The following is a 14,342-nucleotide window of genomic DNA, read 5'->3' as shown; positions in this document are numbered from 1 at the left end:
AACAATCTTCTAAATCTTAAATTAAAATTCTCAAAACATCAATTCGAAAATTTGAACATTTGAAATTGTTTCGAATTTTGATTAAAGGTCTTCCTTAAGAACTATATATTTTTCAAGCGCTAAAATATCCAAACCCGACTTGGAAAACGTATTGAAAGCGTTTTCCGGTGAATTTACAATTGGCTCGCCTTTTAGGTTAAAGGAGGTATTCATTAGAACATAAACGCCCGTCTTTTTGCCGAATTTTTTGATGATGTTGTAATAACGCGCATTCTGTTTTTCCGAAATTATCTGCAAACGACCCGATCCATCTACGTGAGTAATCGCTGGAATCACCTTCCTTTTATCCTTTTTGACCGGAAAAACTCCAAGCATAAAGCGTGTCAGGTATTCGTGCTCCAAATCGCCAAGCTCAAAGTAGTCTTTCGCTTTCTCGGCCAAGACTACAGGCGCGAAAGGTCTATAAGGCTCTCGGAATTTAATCTTGGTATTAACAATATCCTTCATTTCGTCGCGCCTCGGGTCCGCCATTATCGATCTTGCGCCAAGTGCCCTCGGCCCCCACTCTGCCCTGCCGTGATACAGCCCGATTACCTTCCCGTCCACAATAGAACTCGCAAGAAAATCCGTCAGCTTTTCTTCGGAAGTGATCTTTTTAAATTTAATCCTCTTTTTTCTCAAAAACTTTTCAATTTGAGAATCTGTAAAATCCGCACCAAAATAACAATTATCCTGAACAAATGTTCTTCTTTTACCTAAAATCGCATGATACACGTAAAGTGCGGCACCCAAACTGCCGCCGTCATCACCCGCAGCCGGTTGCACAAATACTCTTTTAAAAGGTCCTTTCCTCAGAAGCACTCCGTTTGCCACACTATTCAATCCGACTCCTCCGGCAATACAAATATTATCCATCTTAGTTTTCCTATGAACTGTATCGGCCAGTTTCAGGATTATTTCTTCTGTAAAAGCTTGAATCGAAGCCGCAATGTCTGCGTATTTTTGGTTTAAGTCCGCAAGCTCTTTGTAGTTCTTCGGTTTTTCTCCAAAATAATCAGGATATCCGCTACTTCTCGTAAAAAAATAGAAATCATGAGGCCGGGGTTCACCAAACAGCTCTATGAATTTGTCGGAATATGATTTTTCTGGAGACTTGTGGAAGGTAAAATATTCCATTTTAAGATGCAGAGAACCATCGGGATAAACCTTGACCAATTTTCGCACCTTGTCCAAATATTTCGGCTTTCCATATGGCGCCATGCCCATCACTTTGTATTCCCCGTCATTAACTTCGAAGCCTAAAAACGCCGTAAAAACCGAATACAAAAGCCCAATGCTATGTGGAAATCTAATTTCAGCGTATATATCAAGGTCTTTCCCCCGTCCAACACCGTAAGTTGCGGTTGTCCACTCCCCGACTCCGTCAAAAGTCATAACAGCCGCTTCATCAAAACCCGAGGGATAAAAGGCCGATGCCGCGTGAGAGACGTGATGAGGAACAAATAGAATCTTTTCTTTGCCGATATTAAGTTCGTCCGCGATTATCGACCTTACCCAAAGTTTGTCGGAAAGCCAAGTAATCATTCCTTTTGCAAATAATCTGTAAGCTTGCGGATAAGAAGCTAGAGTGGAAAATAATATTCTGGCAAATTTCCAGAATGGCTTTTCGTAATAGACAACGTAATTGACATCTTTAATCTTAATTCCCGCTTTCTGGAGACAAAATTTAATCGCTTCTTTTGGAAAATCACTGTCGTGCTTTTTTCTTGTAAATCTCTCTTCCGCGCTAGCGGCAACGACCTTTCCGTCGCGTATTAAACAAGCGCTGGATTCGTGATAAAAACATGCGATTCCGAGAATATACATTCTGAAATTTTTAATTTCTAATTCCTAATTTCTAATCAATTTTTTAATTTAGGAATTTCTAAATTATTTAGGTTAATTAGAATAATTAGACCAATTAGGTCAATTCAAAATTGCCGGTGAGCAGTGGCTAAATTGTCCTTTTCGTGTTCCCAATCAACAAAATTAGACCTTTTCTTTTTAGCTCGACTGTAGTGAATCCTCAGAGGATCGGCAATTACTGCAAAAATAATTCCGAGCGGTAGAAAAAATACGAAGTAGAAAATAGTTAAAATTACCTGGGCCTGAAAGTCACCAATTGCGTGAGCAATCGGCTTCCACTTTCGCCAGAGGAGTTTCAAAAATTTCACCCTGCTATTAAATCACAGTCAAAAGGAGAAGAACAGAAGCCTAAACAGTCTCTAAATAGTCTCGAAGTTTCTTCGCGCGGGTAGGATGTCGAAGTTTTCTGATCGCTTTTGCTTCAATCTGCCTGATTCGCTCACGCGTTACACCGAATTCTTTTCCTACTTCTTCCAGCGTCCTCTGTTTCCCATCCTCCAGACCAAATCTGTATTCTAAAACCTTTGCTTCCCTCGGTGAAAGTGACCCTAAAACTTCACGGATGTGATCTTTAAGCAGCGCCTGTGTTGCCTGATCCGTCGGTGAAGCAGAAGCGTCCTGAATGAAATCTCCAAGCCTGCTATCCTCTTCCTCACCAACAGGTGCCTCCAAAGATGCTGGTTCTTGTGAAACTTTAATAATTTCACGAACCTTATCCGGCTCGATCTCCATCTCGAGCGCAACTTCTTCCGGAGTCGGTTCACGTCCTAATTCCTGCATTAATTTTCTGGAAATTCTGTTGAATTTGTTGATCGTTTCGACCATGTGGACGGGAATTCGAATCGTCCTTGCCTGGTCCGCAATCGCCCTAGTTATTGCCTGCCTGATCCACCAAGTCGCGTATGTAGAGAATTTGTATCCGCGTCTCCAGTCGTATTTTTCGACCGCCCTCATCAGTCCGATGTTTCCTTCCTCGATCAAATCCAGAAGAGTAAGTCCACGGTTTACATATTTCTTGGCGATGGAAACAACAAGCCTTAAGTTGGCGTTAATTAAACGCTCTCTCGCCCTTCTATCGTTCTTCTCAACCCTCTTTGCAAGAGAAACCTCTTCCTCATAAGTAAGCAAAGAAACTCGACCAATTTCCCGCAGATACATCCTCACCGGATCAGAAAGATATCCTTCCTCGAGTGTCGCCAAACCTTCAAGCTCTTTTTCAAGCTCGGTCACAGATTTGGACATATCCGAAGAGTCCATTTCTGTCGTGTCGAAAACGTCGACACCCTCTGTTAGCAATTTGAAGTAAAGATCATCTACTTCCTCGATGTTTCGCTCAACCATAGGAAAGATCGCTAGAATTTCTTCTTGCGCGACAAATCCTTGATCTTTACCTCTTTTAAGAAGTTTCCTGATCTCTAATTTGCGAGTTAGAGCAGCCGCTTTTTCGCGTTGTTCTTCAGTTTTTTCTGTTGGGTCTACTGTTTGTGTTTTTGATTTTGCAACTCTTGGCACTGTATTTTCTCCTTTAACTATTTGCTTCTAGTTGTCGAATGTCTTCTGATATCTTCCCAAATTGCGCGAGTAAAATTCCAATTTCGCGGTCATTTTCCTTGTTTTGAGCCTCTTTTAGCTTCTGTGACAATCCTTCAAGCTGTCTTTTAAGTGACGCTCGCTTTATCATACCGCTAATTTTTATTACCTCTTGCGCCCACAATTCCCTATCGTCAAACTCTAGGCTTAGGTTGACAAGATATAGATGGTCGCAATAATCGGAAAGATCTTTTGGCAGTTTACCTACTGCCCGGCTCATAGTCCGGATTTTAGGATCCTTAATTATACCACGCAGCGCCACCCAAAACTTCTTCGCACTGTCACTTGTAAAGTCTTGCGCCTTAAGTATCTCAAAAAAGTCACTTACAATGTCCTCTTTGTAAACCAAAAGCGCCAGAAAATAATCCTCCTGACTCACCTGTTTATTAACAACACCCTGGCCTGGAACATCACTACTACCAATAAACGTGGACTTTTTACTGACAGCCTCCGAAACCAATTGAACATCAAGGTCCAACACCTTAGCAAGCCTGGCGATATAGTGCGCTCTCACCAAGTCGTCCGTAATCTTGCCCAAAATCGGCAAAACCTCACGCCCGATTTTCTTTTTACCTTCACTGCTCGTTGCATTAAACCTGCTGCTTGCTGAATCTATAAAATAATCATAAACGTCTTTGCTTTTTTCCAGCGCTTGGGCAAAACCCGCAGGATCATTTTGCGCAAATTCATCCGGATCTTTAAACTTACCCATGTCTGCAACTCGAATGCTTACCCCCGCAAGATCCAAAAGTTCTATTCCCCGCCTCGCTGCAGCATCCCCGGCCAAATCCGTATCGAAGCAAACTATAACTTTGTCGCAAATCCTGGAAAGAATCGCCACCTGTCCTTCTGTAAGCGCTGTTCCCTTAGAAGCAACAACGTTCAAAACTCCGGCTTTATGGGCAGAAATTACGTCAAATTCACCTTCGACTAAAACTGCTTCATTTTTCTCGCGAATCGCATTCCTTGCCAAATCCAATCCAAAAAGCAAAGAGCCTTTATTGTATATAGGCGTTTGCGGACTGTTGACGTATTTTGCTTCTTTGGCATTTGCGTCTAAAACTCGCCCCGCAAAACCCATAATTACACCTCGCGAATCTTTGAGAGGAAACATAATTCTTTCGCGGAACCGATCGTAGTAAGATCCCGCTCTGCCGCTCCTGCCAACAACCAGCCCCGCAGTCGAAATGTCCGCCAAATTAAATTTGTGCTTAGCTAAAAATCCAGCTAGATTCTCCCAACCTTTTGGCGCAAAACCTATTCCAAATTTTTCCCACAAATCGCGCTCGACTCCCCTGTTCTTCAAATAATCCCGTGCTCTTTCACCGCTTTTGTGCTCCAAAAGTATGTAGTTATAAAACTTTTCCGAAAGCTTGTGAATTTCTAATAATTTTTCTTTCTGAGTACTTTGTTTCGTCGGTTTAAAGTCACGAAGCGTAACACCAGCTCTTTTTGCCAACTCCTCCAAGGTTTCCTTAAAATCCCAACCTTCCTGCTTTTCCAGAAACGTAAAAACATCTCCACCTTCACCACAACCGAAACACTTAAAAGCCTGGCGTTCCGGAGAAACCATAAAAGAAGGCGTCTTTTCTCCGTGAAACGGGCAAAGCCCCGAATAATTACGCCCAGCTTTTTTTAAAGGAATATAAGAAGAAATAACTTCTACAATGTCTACCTTGCTCTTAACCTCGTCTACCTGGTCCATCTGCGCCCTGTATTCTACACTTTTCTCGGAATAACTACTCCCCCAATAAAATCGTGGGTAAATACCACCCTGCCTTTATATAAAATTTCTTCATGACCTTTGAAATCTGATAAATCTCCAGTCCATTGACAATGATAAACCCAATCCCCATCACTTAAATTTTTGGGGCCTCTGGGCTGAAAGTTCTTGGACTTTTCCCCGGAAGATAATGCCTTTTTTAAAAAATTAAAGATTTTAATTGCAAAGGCTTCGTCTCCATAAAATTCTTTCTCCAAACCTCCTCCGTAAAGACTCATCCAGACGGGCTGATCCTTATACCAAACTACTTCCTGTCCCCAAGATTTAAAAAAGCCCGTGTAATTATCCCTGTAATACCAATCGCCATCCCTATACTCCAATTCTTTAAAACCCTTTATTGTAGCCTTCGTCTCCACACCGGTTCCAGCATAAGTTTTAAGAGAAGCCTCTCCTAAAAACCTATTTAATTCGTCTAAAGAAATATTTTTCATCTGTCGTCAAACCGATGCGGAGGAGGAGGGATGTGCGCATTCGCGCGAATAGTGCCTTTCAGTTGCACTATTTACCAACCTCCTCGTTCTCCTGCGGTGGGAGTGGGATTCGAACCCACGGTAATCTTACGACTACACGGACTTTCCAGGTCCGCCGATTAAACCACTCTCGCATCCCACCATGTCTGACTAGTCCACATTAGGCCCGCAGACTTTAGTCGAGGACCGCATGCCATGGCCCTGAGTTATGGAAGGGGCACTGTATATGCGACTCCTCCAAATTTAATCACTTATTCTTAGGCCCGCAGTCGAGCCACGCTCGACGAGGACCGCAGAATTTATTAAATTCTACTCTTTACCTCACTAAATAGTTTTTTAGAATCACCAAACGTTAATTTATCTTCTACTTCGTCGACAGGTAGCCACTCTTTTGCAGAAACCTCCCAAGCTGTAGTCGCTTCACCTTCTTCTACATATTTCATTAAAAAATAAACAACCGTCTTAAAAACTTTCTCCTTCTCCTCGTCGTAAAAATACTTCGTGTCTCCAACCTTTTCGACAACTTCCGCTTTAACTCCAGTCTCTTCCTCCACCTCACGAATTGCAGCATCAACACTCTTTTCACCTTTCTCCACATGTCCTTTTGGAAAATCCCAACCATGATGGCCGGAATGTTGAGTGACCAGAACCTTTTTCTCGCCATCAAAATCCCTTACTACTATTCCACCAGCACTAAAAACTCTTTTCATAATTCTTCGTCGGACGAAGGCGGAGGCGGCAGGATTCGAACCTGCGTTCGAGTTGCCCCGAAAGTCGTTTTCGAAACGACCGCACTAGTCCACTATGCGACGCCTCCTACTTATTCCTTAAATAAAACTCGATAATTTCCAGATGATCGAAGGCCGTTTCTTCCTCTTCAGGCAACCCATCTAACTTAAACCATCTCTGCTCACTTGATTCGTCGTCTGCTTTACCGGATTTCTTAACAGGAACACATGTGTAAAAAAATGCAACGTTCTGCCTATCCTCATTTCTCCTTTTCGGATTATCAACAACCCTCAAAAGCTCCACGTCCCCAATTTCCCAGCCTGTTTCTTCTTTCGTTTCTCTTAGAACAGCTTCAATTAATGTTTCGTCTCGATCCATAAATCCCCCAGGCAGTGCCCACTTACCACCCTCTGTAACTTTATCTTTTGATCGCTTAACGAGTAAAATTTCTTTCTTTTTGTTTACTACAATCGCATCCACCACAACATGCCTCAAAGAAGCCGGCGTCCCATTTTCGAATGTACATTTGATCATTAAGTCAGTTCCTCGATTCCCCTTGCTAACTCAAAGTCTTTTGCGGTAACACCACCTTCGTCGTGAGTAGAAGTTGTGATATCTACTTTCTTGTAATCATGCATCAAAATATTTGGATGATGATTCATCTTTTCCGCCAATTTACCGACATTATTTACAAATTCCAGCGCCTCGCTAAAACTGTTAAACTCCAGCTCTCTGCTAAGAAAACCGTCGGAATATTTCCACAGCGGTAAATCTTTTATTTTATTTTGTACCTCTTCGTCTGTCAGTTTCATATTAAATGGTGCCCCTGGGCCGACTCGAACGGCCAATCTCTTCCTTCGCAGGGAAGCGTTCTGTCCAATTGAACTACAGGGACAAACATAATATCCAATTTTGCTCGCAACTTAACGTCGTAATTATACCAGCCGAAGGCTGTGTACATTAAGGGTTGTCATCCTGGAGGGAGTAAAACGACCGATAAGCAAAGCTTTTCTTCGAATAGGATCTCAAGGATAGATTCTGTCGCGGAGTTTATCATGAACAAAGGACGATTCCTTCGCTCCGCTCAGGATGACAGGAATGAAGGGCTCCAGAATGACAATAAAAATTAATCCAATGAAATTTTGCTTTGGAGTTTTAGGCACGGAGTTCTGTTTCAGAACGAGTACCGCAAGCTTCAGAAGGCTAATCTAAGCTTATTTTACTCTGAAGTTTATGGGCCCATTTATCCAAAAGTGTGTGCACCGGTGCAGCGTGATAATGGAGATGTCTTTCCAGTTGCTCTAAAAGGGTTCTTTCCGAAATCGTTGTCAGAATCAAGATCAACCGCGAAGGAAAATGCATGTGAGTTTGCACCAAAAGCAGCCTCTCATCTCCCTTTTTATCGAACCAAAAAGAATCCAGCTCTTCCCATAAAAATACTCGCCCACCGCTGATTATCCCCAAATTAGTAATTTTGTGTTCAATTACCTCTGGAGCAGAATTGGCAAATACATAAACAACAAAAACCAAAGCGATAATTACACCGACCAAGAAAAATTCTCCAAAAGCGATCGCCGCCAGAATAAAGACAAACGCGTAAAGCGCCACTTTTGTGAAGTATTTTTTAGACCTTTGTTTAAAAATGTGGACCGGAGATTTCCAGGAAACTATCGTTCTGGATTCAACCGCTGCCTGTCTTTTGGCATCAAGTTCTTCCTTGGAAATAACTCTGCCGGAGTGATGGTCTACGTTTACGTCTGTTTTGTGGAATCTGGGCATTTTGGCAGTTTTAGTTTATCACAAAAAGATCAAACCAATGACTTCCTGTTTTTAAGTATTTCTCCCAACCAACCTCCAAGAGCAGTCAAAACTACATATAAAGGCAAGTAAAAAATCACCTCAAGTATAATCTCGCCGAATGAGTTGGGATTAAAAGATTCGGGCACAAAAAAACCTAGAGAGATAATTCCCATAAAAATAATTGCCAGTAAAACTCCCAGCAAACCACCATAAAACCATCCTCTTTCTCTAACCATATAACCTATTACAACTCCTCCTAATAACGGAGCCATTAGTGACAAGGTTCTTGATATCCAAAGGATGGCAGCAAATGGCTGACGGGAAAGAGAACCCTCAATATCTCCTAAAGGAAAATTCAACACCGCTTGATGAAATGTGAATAAAACTAACACTTTTGCCACTATAAAAAGCACCAAGAACACTAAAAAACCAAGAAAAATTGCGAGTAAGTTTCTTCTGGTGAGATTGAAATTAAGAATCACAGTACCAATCTTAAGATTATTGCGGTAAATATAACTCATAATTCATTGATGTACAAACCTGTCTCTGGTAAAATGAGGCAGCAATTTAGGAGGAGTCGCATAGTTGGTCCATTGCGAGGGTTTGCTAAACCCTTGAGCCTTTACCGGCTCGCGTGGGTTCGAATCCCACCTCCTCCGCCCTTTTGCGAAATTGGGCTTTTTTAGTCCTAATTTTGTAAAAGAGAGGTGGCTGATGAGAACCCATTGGTTCGTAAATAGTGTAAACGGAGTGCACTATTCGCGCAAAAAGCGCACATCCCACCTCCTCCGCCAACTGGGAGAGGTCGCATATACAGTGCCCCTTCGATTACTCAGGGCCATGGCATGCGGTCCTCGATCTGCATAGCAGATCTGCGGGCCTAATGTGGACTAGTGCGATAATTGGACAACTCGGAGGCGTCGCATAGTGGACTAGTGCGGTTGTCTTGAAAACAACTAGGGCCGTAAGGCTCTCAGAGGTTCGAATCCTCTCGCCTCCGCAGGAAGGGTTCGTTTATAGTGCAAGCGAAGTGCACTATACTACAACTTTAGTTGTAAATCCCACCTCCTCCGCCATTGTCTAGTATTTATTCAGGATTTGGAGTTAACTGAAGCTTTGGGAGAGTTTTTCGAATTGAGCTCTTCGAAGTGTTAATTTAGGGTTACCGTCAATAATTGCTCTTGCTTTTTCTAAGTGTTCTTTTGCCTTCGCAGGATCATCTTCAACTAACATCGCGGCAATTTTCATATGGCCACCAGAAACCCAAACATCTCTGGCATACTCATCTGGTTCATCCGCTGCTTCAAGGTCTGAAAGTGATTTTTCTGCTCGCTCTAAAGCACTCTTATCGCCACCTCTATACTCGAAAGTTGCAAGTCTTACTTCCATTTCCGCTTTAACAGATGGACGTTTAAGCTCCTCGGGAGGATTTTTCATCATGTCATCAACAACCCCTTCCATTACTCCCGTAGCTTCTTCTAATTCTCCAGAAGTTTCTAAGACTTTTGCTAAATTGTAACGAGGCAAAATCGTGGCTCCACCAACACCGCTGGCTGTAGCAACCTGGACCGATCTTCTAGCCTCTTCTTTTGCCTGATCCAAATAAGATATATCCCCAGTCTGCTCATATAAGTGGCGAAGAGTTAAGGTCTTCGACGCTAAGACTTCAGCAGCTTTAGCACCATTTCCTTCGGAATTATAAGCGGCGAAAGCATCCTCAGTAAGCTTCAATGCTTCTGTAAAATCCCCTCGTTCGCGAGCTTGTTCTGCTTGTGAGTGTATTGTTCCTGCGTCAGATTCAGTCATATCGGCCAAATTCTACCAAAATGCATCGCCCTTGTCATCCTGGAGTGGCAACGACCACGAAAAGAGAGCTTGTTTCTCGCGAACTCGAAATAGGATCTAGAAAAGATTCTCGCGCGGAGTTTACCCTGAACAAAGGACAGATCCTTCGCTCCGCTCAGGATGACAGGAGTGAAGGGCTACATAATGACATGGTGGAGAGTTACCCCAGAGCAATTGCTGCTCCCAAAACGCTTTTTGCGCCAGCTTTTTTTAAAACTTTTGCGCACTCGCTCATCGTCGAACCGCTCGTATAAACATCATCCACTAATATAATATTTGTCCCTTCTACTTTTGCACCCCTCGCAATAGCGAAAGCCCCTTTCACATTTTCTTTCCTTGCTTTTCTATCCAGCCTTACTTGCGCTTTTGTATCGATTAATCGATTAATCGATAGATTAGACTGAACTTTGAATTCTCTCCCTAGGGTGCTTGCCAAAATTTCGGACTGGTTAAATCCTCTCCACCTTTCACGTTTAATATGAAGTGGGACTGGCACCAGGATTACATCCTCCGGTAAGTCAAACCTCCAAATTTGCGAGACCAAAAGATCGACTAAAACCTTTTCGATGCTTCGAACCCATCTATATTTCACCTTCTTTATCGCATTTCGAACCGGACCTCTATATTTACAAGCAACTACTAGTCCGTCCAACGTATACAGCGTCTTACACCCAGGGTGTACTCGCCCACCTATTGCCTGTCTCTGGCAAACCGGGCAAACCGGATGTTCCAAAAACTCAATTTTCAAAAAACAATCAGTACATATATAATTTCCAAGCCTACGGCAAGAAACACAGCGCTTGGGAAAAACCAAATCTAAAAAAGATAAAGCCATTTGGGATGCTATTATATTCGAAGAATACAATTTCTTCTCATTAATTTCTTGAGAAATTATAGGACAAGCAGCAACTTACTTACGTCATTCTGGGGAGCGAAGCGACTCCAGAAGATAAGTTTTGCAAGCAAAATCGGATTCTGGACAAGCCAGAATGACAAATTCAAATGAGAATTTTTAACAGACGAGCCAAAAATAAATACCATATTTTGGAAAAAGTCGAGGCTGGAATCGTATTGAATGGGGCAGAAATCAAGTCTATCCGTGCTGGGCGAGCTGACCTTTCCGAAAGCTTCGCCAGGATTAAAGACGGCGAAGTTTTCTTGGTCAATGCTTTTATAAATCCCTGGATGGGTTCCCAAAAATACGCGGACAGCCGGCGCGAACGAAAACTTTTAATGCACAAAAGGCAGATTCTAAACTGGTTAGGGAAAATTGCGGGCGGAAATCTAACAATTGTTCCGCTCTCTATCTACATAAAAGGAAATCTAGCAAAAACAGAGGTTGCACTCGCCAAAACAAAAGCAAAATACGACAAACGAGCAGATCTTAAGAAAAAAACGATAGAACGCGACGTCGAGAGAGAGATAAGAGAGAACAAATAACTACTCTTCCCGTCATTCCCGCGAAAGCGGGGATCTAGATTCAAGGGTCTGGTCGAGAATGACAAACGGATTGAATATTGTTCGATCGAAGTCGATAACTTACAAACTTGTCATTCCAGACTTGATCTGGAATCCATTTTTAGATCCTGAATCAAGTTCAGGATGACCAGAGAGAGTGTGTGGAGATGGAGGGTTTTGAGCCCTCGTCCAAGAAAACATTTTAAAAACATCTACAAGCTTATTTAATCTATAAAATCTCGTTTTAAATTGTGGCCGATTAACAGGCTAATTTAGAACAAAGATCTAAGTTTCAGACTGAGGTTTGATCAGAACCTAAGTCCTACTCTCGACTGAGTTGTTGCCTAGTAAGTCACGTCGAGAAAAGACTTAAAAGACAGACTCTTAAAGAAACTTATGCAAAAGCAAAGCCTCTTGGAGCCGGTGAGACATCTCTGTCTGCACGTAAATTTGATTCAAGTTTGACGCACTTAGAATCGTATTCGGCTTGCAGTTTTTAAAGAGCCATCCTGTCGAAACAATACATCCCCAGGTTACTTTAAGGAGACAACCTACGGTTTTCTCCTTAATATTCCTCTTTCCCTTAAGAGGAGAATTTGAACTGGCAAAGCCAGATTCAAATCATTATAAATCGTATTTCTCCTTTTCAAAATCTTTCGATTTTGAGAGAGAACAGGAAGACACAGTCTACCAAAAATTAGCTTCAAAATCAAGTTTAAAGGGGTGCGACAAGCACTTTGTTTTCGGAAGTAATATACATCTTCTGTTCGTCTTCGTTGATTAAAACATCGGCAGCTTTTGCAAATTCCGGCGACTGATAAGCACTCTTGAAAACTCCGTCTTTGCCGATAACCAAAAGCGCCGAATTAGCGCGGTCAACGACATACAAATTATCAATTTCACCACTGGTGTAGATCACACCGAAAGTCGGATTCCCCTGCATTCCAGAAACAGAAAATGTTTCTTCCTGCCCCCTGTTGAACTTATAAATCTTGTTACCTCCGGAAACCCAAATCATACCGTCGATCGCAAAGCTGGGGTTTTGACCAAAATCGTAAGAGCCTGACAAATACGCGCTTGGACCAGAGTAACCTCCCTCTACAGGCACATGTTTGTCGATCTTGTTGCCAAAAAGCAGATAAACATTTCCAAAAAATACACCTACTTCACCTGCACCACCATCCGCAACCCTAACAGCTTCCCCTCCTCCAAGATTCACTCTTGTAACACCAGAGCCGCTGCTCGCAAAAACTCTGCTGTCAAAAACTTGCGCCGTTTTTGCTCCTTTCACTCCTTCAACCTCATCTACTGTCTCACCACCACTGTCAACAACCGTAATTTTGTCAACCGAAACCACTACCACGTTTTTCCCCGAAATTCCCAAAGAATTAACACTCTCCCCGATTTGGGCAAAAGTCGAAAAATTCACATTCGAATTAGACTCCGTAGCTTTTAATCTAGCTGCAATATCATCCTTGAGTTTTTGCGCGCGCTCATCTTTAGGCCTAAGTTCAAGAGCAAGCCCAACTTCACGTTCCGCATCAATCAAAACTTCCCTCGCTCTTTGTCTGTTCAGATCAACAATCGCGGAACCTTCGCTAAATTTACTCGAAGCGGTCGCCATATGGGCATCAAATGCGGCCTGCTTTTCTTTTTCGTTGCCTTGTCTTATCGCAAACGCCACCGAACTTGCCAAAATCAATAAAACTACAACTGCAATAAAAACTATGTTTCGTCTGAGTCTAAAGACTGCCCCAACATCACCATGCCTCAACCTTGAAATTTCTCGCCCTACAGCACCCAAAATAATGGGCAAAGGATTTTTAAATTTCGGTGATTTCTCCTCCCGTACCCCTTGTTCGGCTTCACCAAATGCGTAATCTGTTTGGTTCGCGAAAGCTTCAGGCATCTCAGTTCTGCCTTCATCCCTTGGGACCGCTGTCTCCTCCTCGCCAATACTTCCGACTCCTCTTTCCTCGACACTTGCACCCTCTGAAACTTCATGTTTGTCCTCCGCCGCTATCTCATCACCGATAGTCTTGTCCTCCGCAACTTCCTCTTCGCTTCCTACTAATGTCCCTTCTGTATCCTCTCCACCTTCTTTATCCTCTTTACCTTCTCTTTCCTTTTCTGTCTCCTCGTCAATTACGGCCTGTTTATCTCCCCTAATCTGCGCAAACGCCGCACCTACCTTGCTCTGGTCAGCTTCGGCCGAAATTTCCGTTGCCAGTCCGTCTATAATTTCTTCAAAATCGACCTCTGCTTCTTTTGCAAAAACAGACGTGTCAAAAAGTGAAAGAAACGCTTCTGTTGCCAAAAGATATATTTGTCCCGACCCGACTCTGCCCGAACCCACCTCAAAAGTAAGCTCACTTGATTTTGGAGGACTAAAAACAAATACTTTTACACTTTCTCCAAATCGGCAAATGTAAGCCGCGCCTTGATAGAAAACGACCGTTGCAAAATGAAGCTCCAAGTCTTTTCCCGCAAGATAACTCCTAACGTTTGCGCTCGTCTGCTTAAGGGCGGAAAGCACACCATCTTCACCTTCCTCAAGTTTTTTAACAGAAAGATCAAATACGTCCGAAAGTACTTCGCTAGATTCTGCTTCCTTCCCAACAACGTAAATGCAGGAAACAACTGTACCTACAAAATCGGCAATTGAAACCTTTGTCGTAAAAACGCGACAGGCTACGCCTTCCCCTGGAAGCCCTGTAACTTTTTCTACGTGGATAGATGCTTCTTCCATATTTTGAGCTTTT

14 protein-coding genes, 5 tRNA genes and 1 other RNA gene are annotated in these 14,342 nt (G+C 42.7%); 3 read left to right on the top strand and 17 right to left on the bottom strand.

Annotation, left to right across the window (positions count from 1 at the left end):
- Positions 1-81: 81 nt before the first annotated feature.
- The 13 genes from NUV69_03580 to NUV69_03520 form a co-directional block, all read right to left on the bottom strand.
- The gene (locus tag NUV69_03580) at positions 82-1,866 is read right to left on the bottom strand and encodes a carbamoyltransferase (GenBank protein ID MCR4324739.1); all 1,785 of its coding nucleotides are present in this window, start codon (positions 1,864-1,866) and stop codon (positions 82-84) included.
- A gap of 104 nt (positions 1,867-1,970) precedes the next feature.
- Positions 1,971-2,213, bottom strand: coding sequence for a hypothetical protein (locus NUV69_03575; GenBank protein MCR4324738.1), 243 nt, complete (start codon positions 2,211-2,213; stop codon positions 1,971-1,973).
- Between the two features lie 40 nt (positions 2,214-2,253).
- Positions 2,254-3,417, bottom strand: a complete 1,164-nt coding sequence (gene rpoD / locus NUV69_03570; GenBank protein ID MCR4324737.1) for an RNA polymerase sigma factor RpoD — start codon at positions 3,415-3,417, stop codon at positions 2,254-2,256.
- Positions 3,418-3,430: 13 nt separating this feature from the next.
- The gene (gene dnaG, locus NUV69_03565; protein MCR4324736.1) at positions 3,431-5,200 is read right to left on the bottom strand and encodes a DNA primase; all 1,770 of its coding nucleotides are present in this window, start codon (positions 5,198-5,200) and stop codon (positions 3,431-3,433) included.
- A 14-nt stretch (positions 5,201-5,214) separates the two neighbouring features.
- Complete coding sequence (locus NUV69_03560; protein MCR4324735.1) at positions 5,215-5,709, bottom strand: DUF5680 domain-containing protein; 495 nt, start codon at positions 5,707-5,709, stop codon at positions 5,215-5,217.
- A gap of 94 nt (positions 5,710-5,803) precedes the next feature.
- A tRNA-Ser gene (locus NUV69_03555) sits at positions 5,804-5,890 on the bottom strand.
- 160 nt (positions 5,891-6,050) lie between these two features.
- A complete protein-coding gene (locus NUV69_03550) occupies positions 6,051-6,458 on the bottom strand; it encodes an NUDIX domain-containing protein (protein ID MCR4324734.1) in 408 nt (135 codons plus the stop codon).
- A 20-nt stretch (positions 6,459-6,478) separates the two neighbouring features.
- Positions 6,479-6,565: transfer RNA gene (locus NUV69_03545), tRNA-Ser, on the bottom strand.
- Positions 6,565-7,011 carry an NUDIX hydrolase gene (locus NUV69_03540; GenBank protein MCR4324733.1) on the bottom strand — a complete coding sequence of 149 codons (447 nt, stop codon included), beginning with the start codon at positions 7,009-7,011 and terminating at the stop codon, positions 6,565-6,567. Before NUV69_03540 ends, NUV69_03545 begins: the two co-directional genes overlap by 1 nt.
- Positions 7,011-7,289, bottom strand: coding sequence for a 4a-hydroxytetrahydrobiopterin dehydratase (locus tag NUV69_03535; GenBank protein ID MCR4324732.1), 279 nt, complete (start codon positions 7,287-7,289; stop codon positions 7,011-7,013). Before NUV69_03535 ends, NUV69_03540 begins: the two co-directional genes overlap by 1 nt.
- A 6-nt stretch (positions 7,290-7,295) precedes the next feature.
- Positions 7,296-7,372, bottom strand: a tRNA-Arg gene (locus NUV69_03530).
- 308 nt (positions 7,373-7,680) lie between these two features.
- Positions 7,681-8,256, bottom strand: a complete 576-nt coding sequence (locus NUV69_03525; protein ID MCR4324731.1) for a hypothetical protein — start codon at positions 8,254-8,256, stop codon at positions 7,681-7,683.
- Between the two features lie 29 nt (positions 8,257-8,285).
- A complete protein-coding gene (locus tag NUV69_03520) occupies positions 8,286-8,798 on the bottom strand; it encodes a DUF5518 domain-containing protein (GenBank protein ID MCR4324730.1) in 513 nt (170 codons plus the stop codon).
- Between the two features lie 49 nt (positions 8,799-8,847).
- Here NUV69_03520 and NUV69_03515 point away from each other — a divergent pair.
- Positions 8,848-8,936 (top strand) — tRNA-Ser (locus NUV69_03515).
- Between the two features lie 254 nt (positions 8,937-9,190).
- A tRNA-Ser gene (locus NUV69_03510) sits at positions 9,191-9,277 on the top strand.
- A gap of 104 nt (positions 9,278-9,381) precedes the next feature.
- On the opposite strand, the gene NUV69_03505 is transcribed toward NUV69_03510, so the two are convergent.
- Positions 9,382-10,083, bottom strand: coding sequence for a hypothetical protein (locus NUV69_03505; protein ID MCR4324729.1), 702 nt, complete (start codon positions 10,081-10,083; stop codon positions 9,382-9,384).
- A 199-nt stretch (positions 10,084-10,282) separates the two neighbouring features.
- Complete coding sequence (locus tag NUV69_03500; GenBank protein ID MCR4324728.1) at positions 10,283-10,957, bottom strand: ComF family protein; 675 nt, start codon at positions 10,955-10,957, stop codon at positions 10,283-10,285.
- Positions 10,958-11,124: 167 nt separating this feature from the next.
- Between NUV69_03500 and smpB the strand changes: the two genes are divergently transcribed.
- Complete coding sequence (gene smpB, locus NUV69_03495; protein ID MCR4324727.1) at positions 11,125-11,562, top strand: SsrA-binding protein SmpB; 438 nt, start codon at positions 11,125-11,127, stop codon at positions 11,560-11,562.
- A 177-nt stretch (positions 11,563-11,739) separates the two neighbouring features.
- Here the strand turns inward: smpB and ssrA are convergent.
- Positions 11,740-12,110, bottom strand: a transfer-messenger RNA (tmRNA) gene (gene ssrA / locus NUV69_03490).
- 185 nt (positions 12,111-12,295) lie between these two features.
- Positions 12,296-14,329 carry a hypothetical protein gene (locus NUV69_03485; GenBank protein ID MCR4324726.1) on the bottom strand — a complete coding sequence of 678 codons (2,034 nt, stop codon included), beginning with the start codon at positions 14,327-14,329 and terminating at the stop codon, positions 12,296-12,298.
- Positions 14,330-14,342: the final 13 nt, after the last annotated feature.

This window comes from Candidatus Curtissbacteria bacterium (assembly GCA_024654445.1).
Classification (GTDB): Bacteria; Patescibacteriota; Microgenomatia; order Curtissbacterales; family GWA2-41-24; genus JANLHP01.
This window is presented reverse-complemented; position numbering and strand designations above follow the sequence as displayed.

Excerpts from the sequence above, each read along its gene's own strand:
- NUV69_03580 (MCR4324739.1), bottom strand. The coding sequence starts at position 1,866 with ATGTATATTCTCGGAATCGCATGTTTTTATCACGAATCCAGCGCTTGT.
- dnaG (MCR4324736.1), bottom strand. The coding sequence starts at position 5,200 with ATGGACCAGGTAGACGAGGTTAAGAGCAAGGTAGACATTGTAGAAGTT.
- NUV69_03560 (MCR4324735.1), bottom strand. The coding sequence starts at position 5,709 with ATGAAAAATATTTCTTTAGACGAATTAAATAGGTTTTTAGGAGAGGCT.
- NUV69_03550 (MCR4324734.1), bottom strand. The coding sequence starts at position 6,458 with ATGAAAAGAGTTTTTAGTGCTGGTGGAATAGTAGTAAGGGATTTTGAT.
- NUV69_03540 (MCR4324733.1), bottom strand. The coding sequence starts at position 7,011 with ATGATCAAATGTACATTCGAAAATGGGACGCCGGCTTCTTTGAGGCAT.
- NUV69_03535 (MCR4324732.1), bottom strand. The coding sequence starts at position 7,289 with ATGAAACTGACAGACGAAGAGGTACAAAATAAAATAAAAGATTTACCG.
- NUV69_03525 (MCR4324731.1), bottom strand. The coding sequence starts at position 8,256 with ATGCCCAGATTCCACAAAACAGACGTAAACGTAGACCATCACTCCGGC.
- NUV69_03520 (MCR4324730.1), bottom strand. The coding sequence starts at position 8,798 with ATGAGTTATATTTACCGCAATAATCTTAAGATTGGTACTGTGATTCTT.
- NUV69_03505 (MCR4324729.1), bottom strand. The coding sequence starts at position 10,083 with ATGACTGAATCTGACGCAGGAACAATACACTCACAAGCAGAACAAGCT.
- NUV69_03500 (MCR4324728.1), bottom strand. The coding sequence starts at position 10,957 with ATGGCTTTATCTTTTTTAGATTTGGTTTTTCCCAAGCGCTGTGTTTCT.
- smpB (MCR4324727.1), top strand. The coding sequence starts at position 11,125 with ATGAGAATTTTTAACAGACGAGCCAAAAATAAATACCATATTTTGGAA.
- NUV69_03485 (MCR4324726.1), bottom strand. The coding sequence starts at position 14,329 with ATGGAAGAAGCATCTATCCACGTAGAAAAAGTTACAGGGCTTCCAGGG.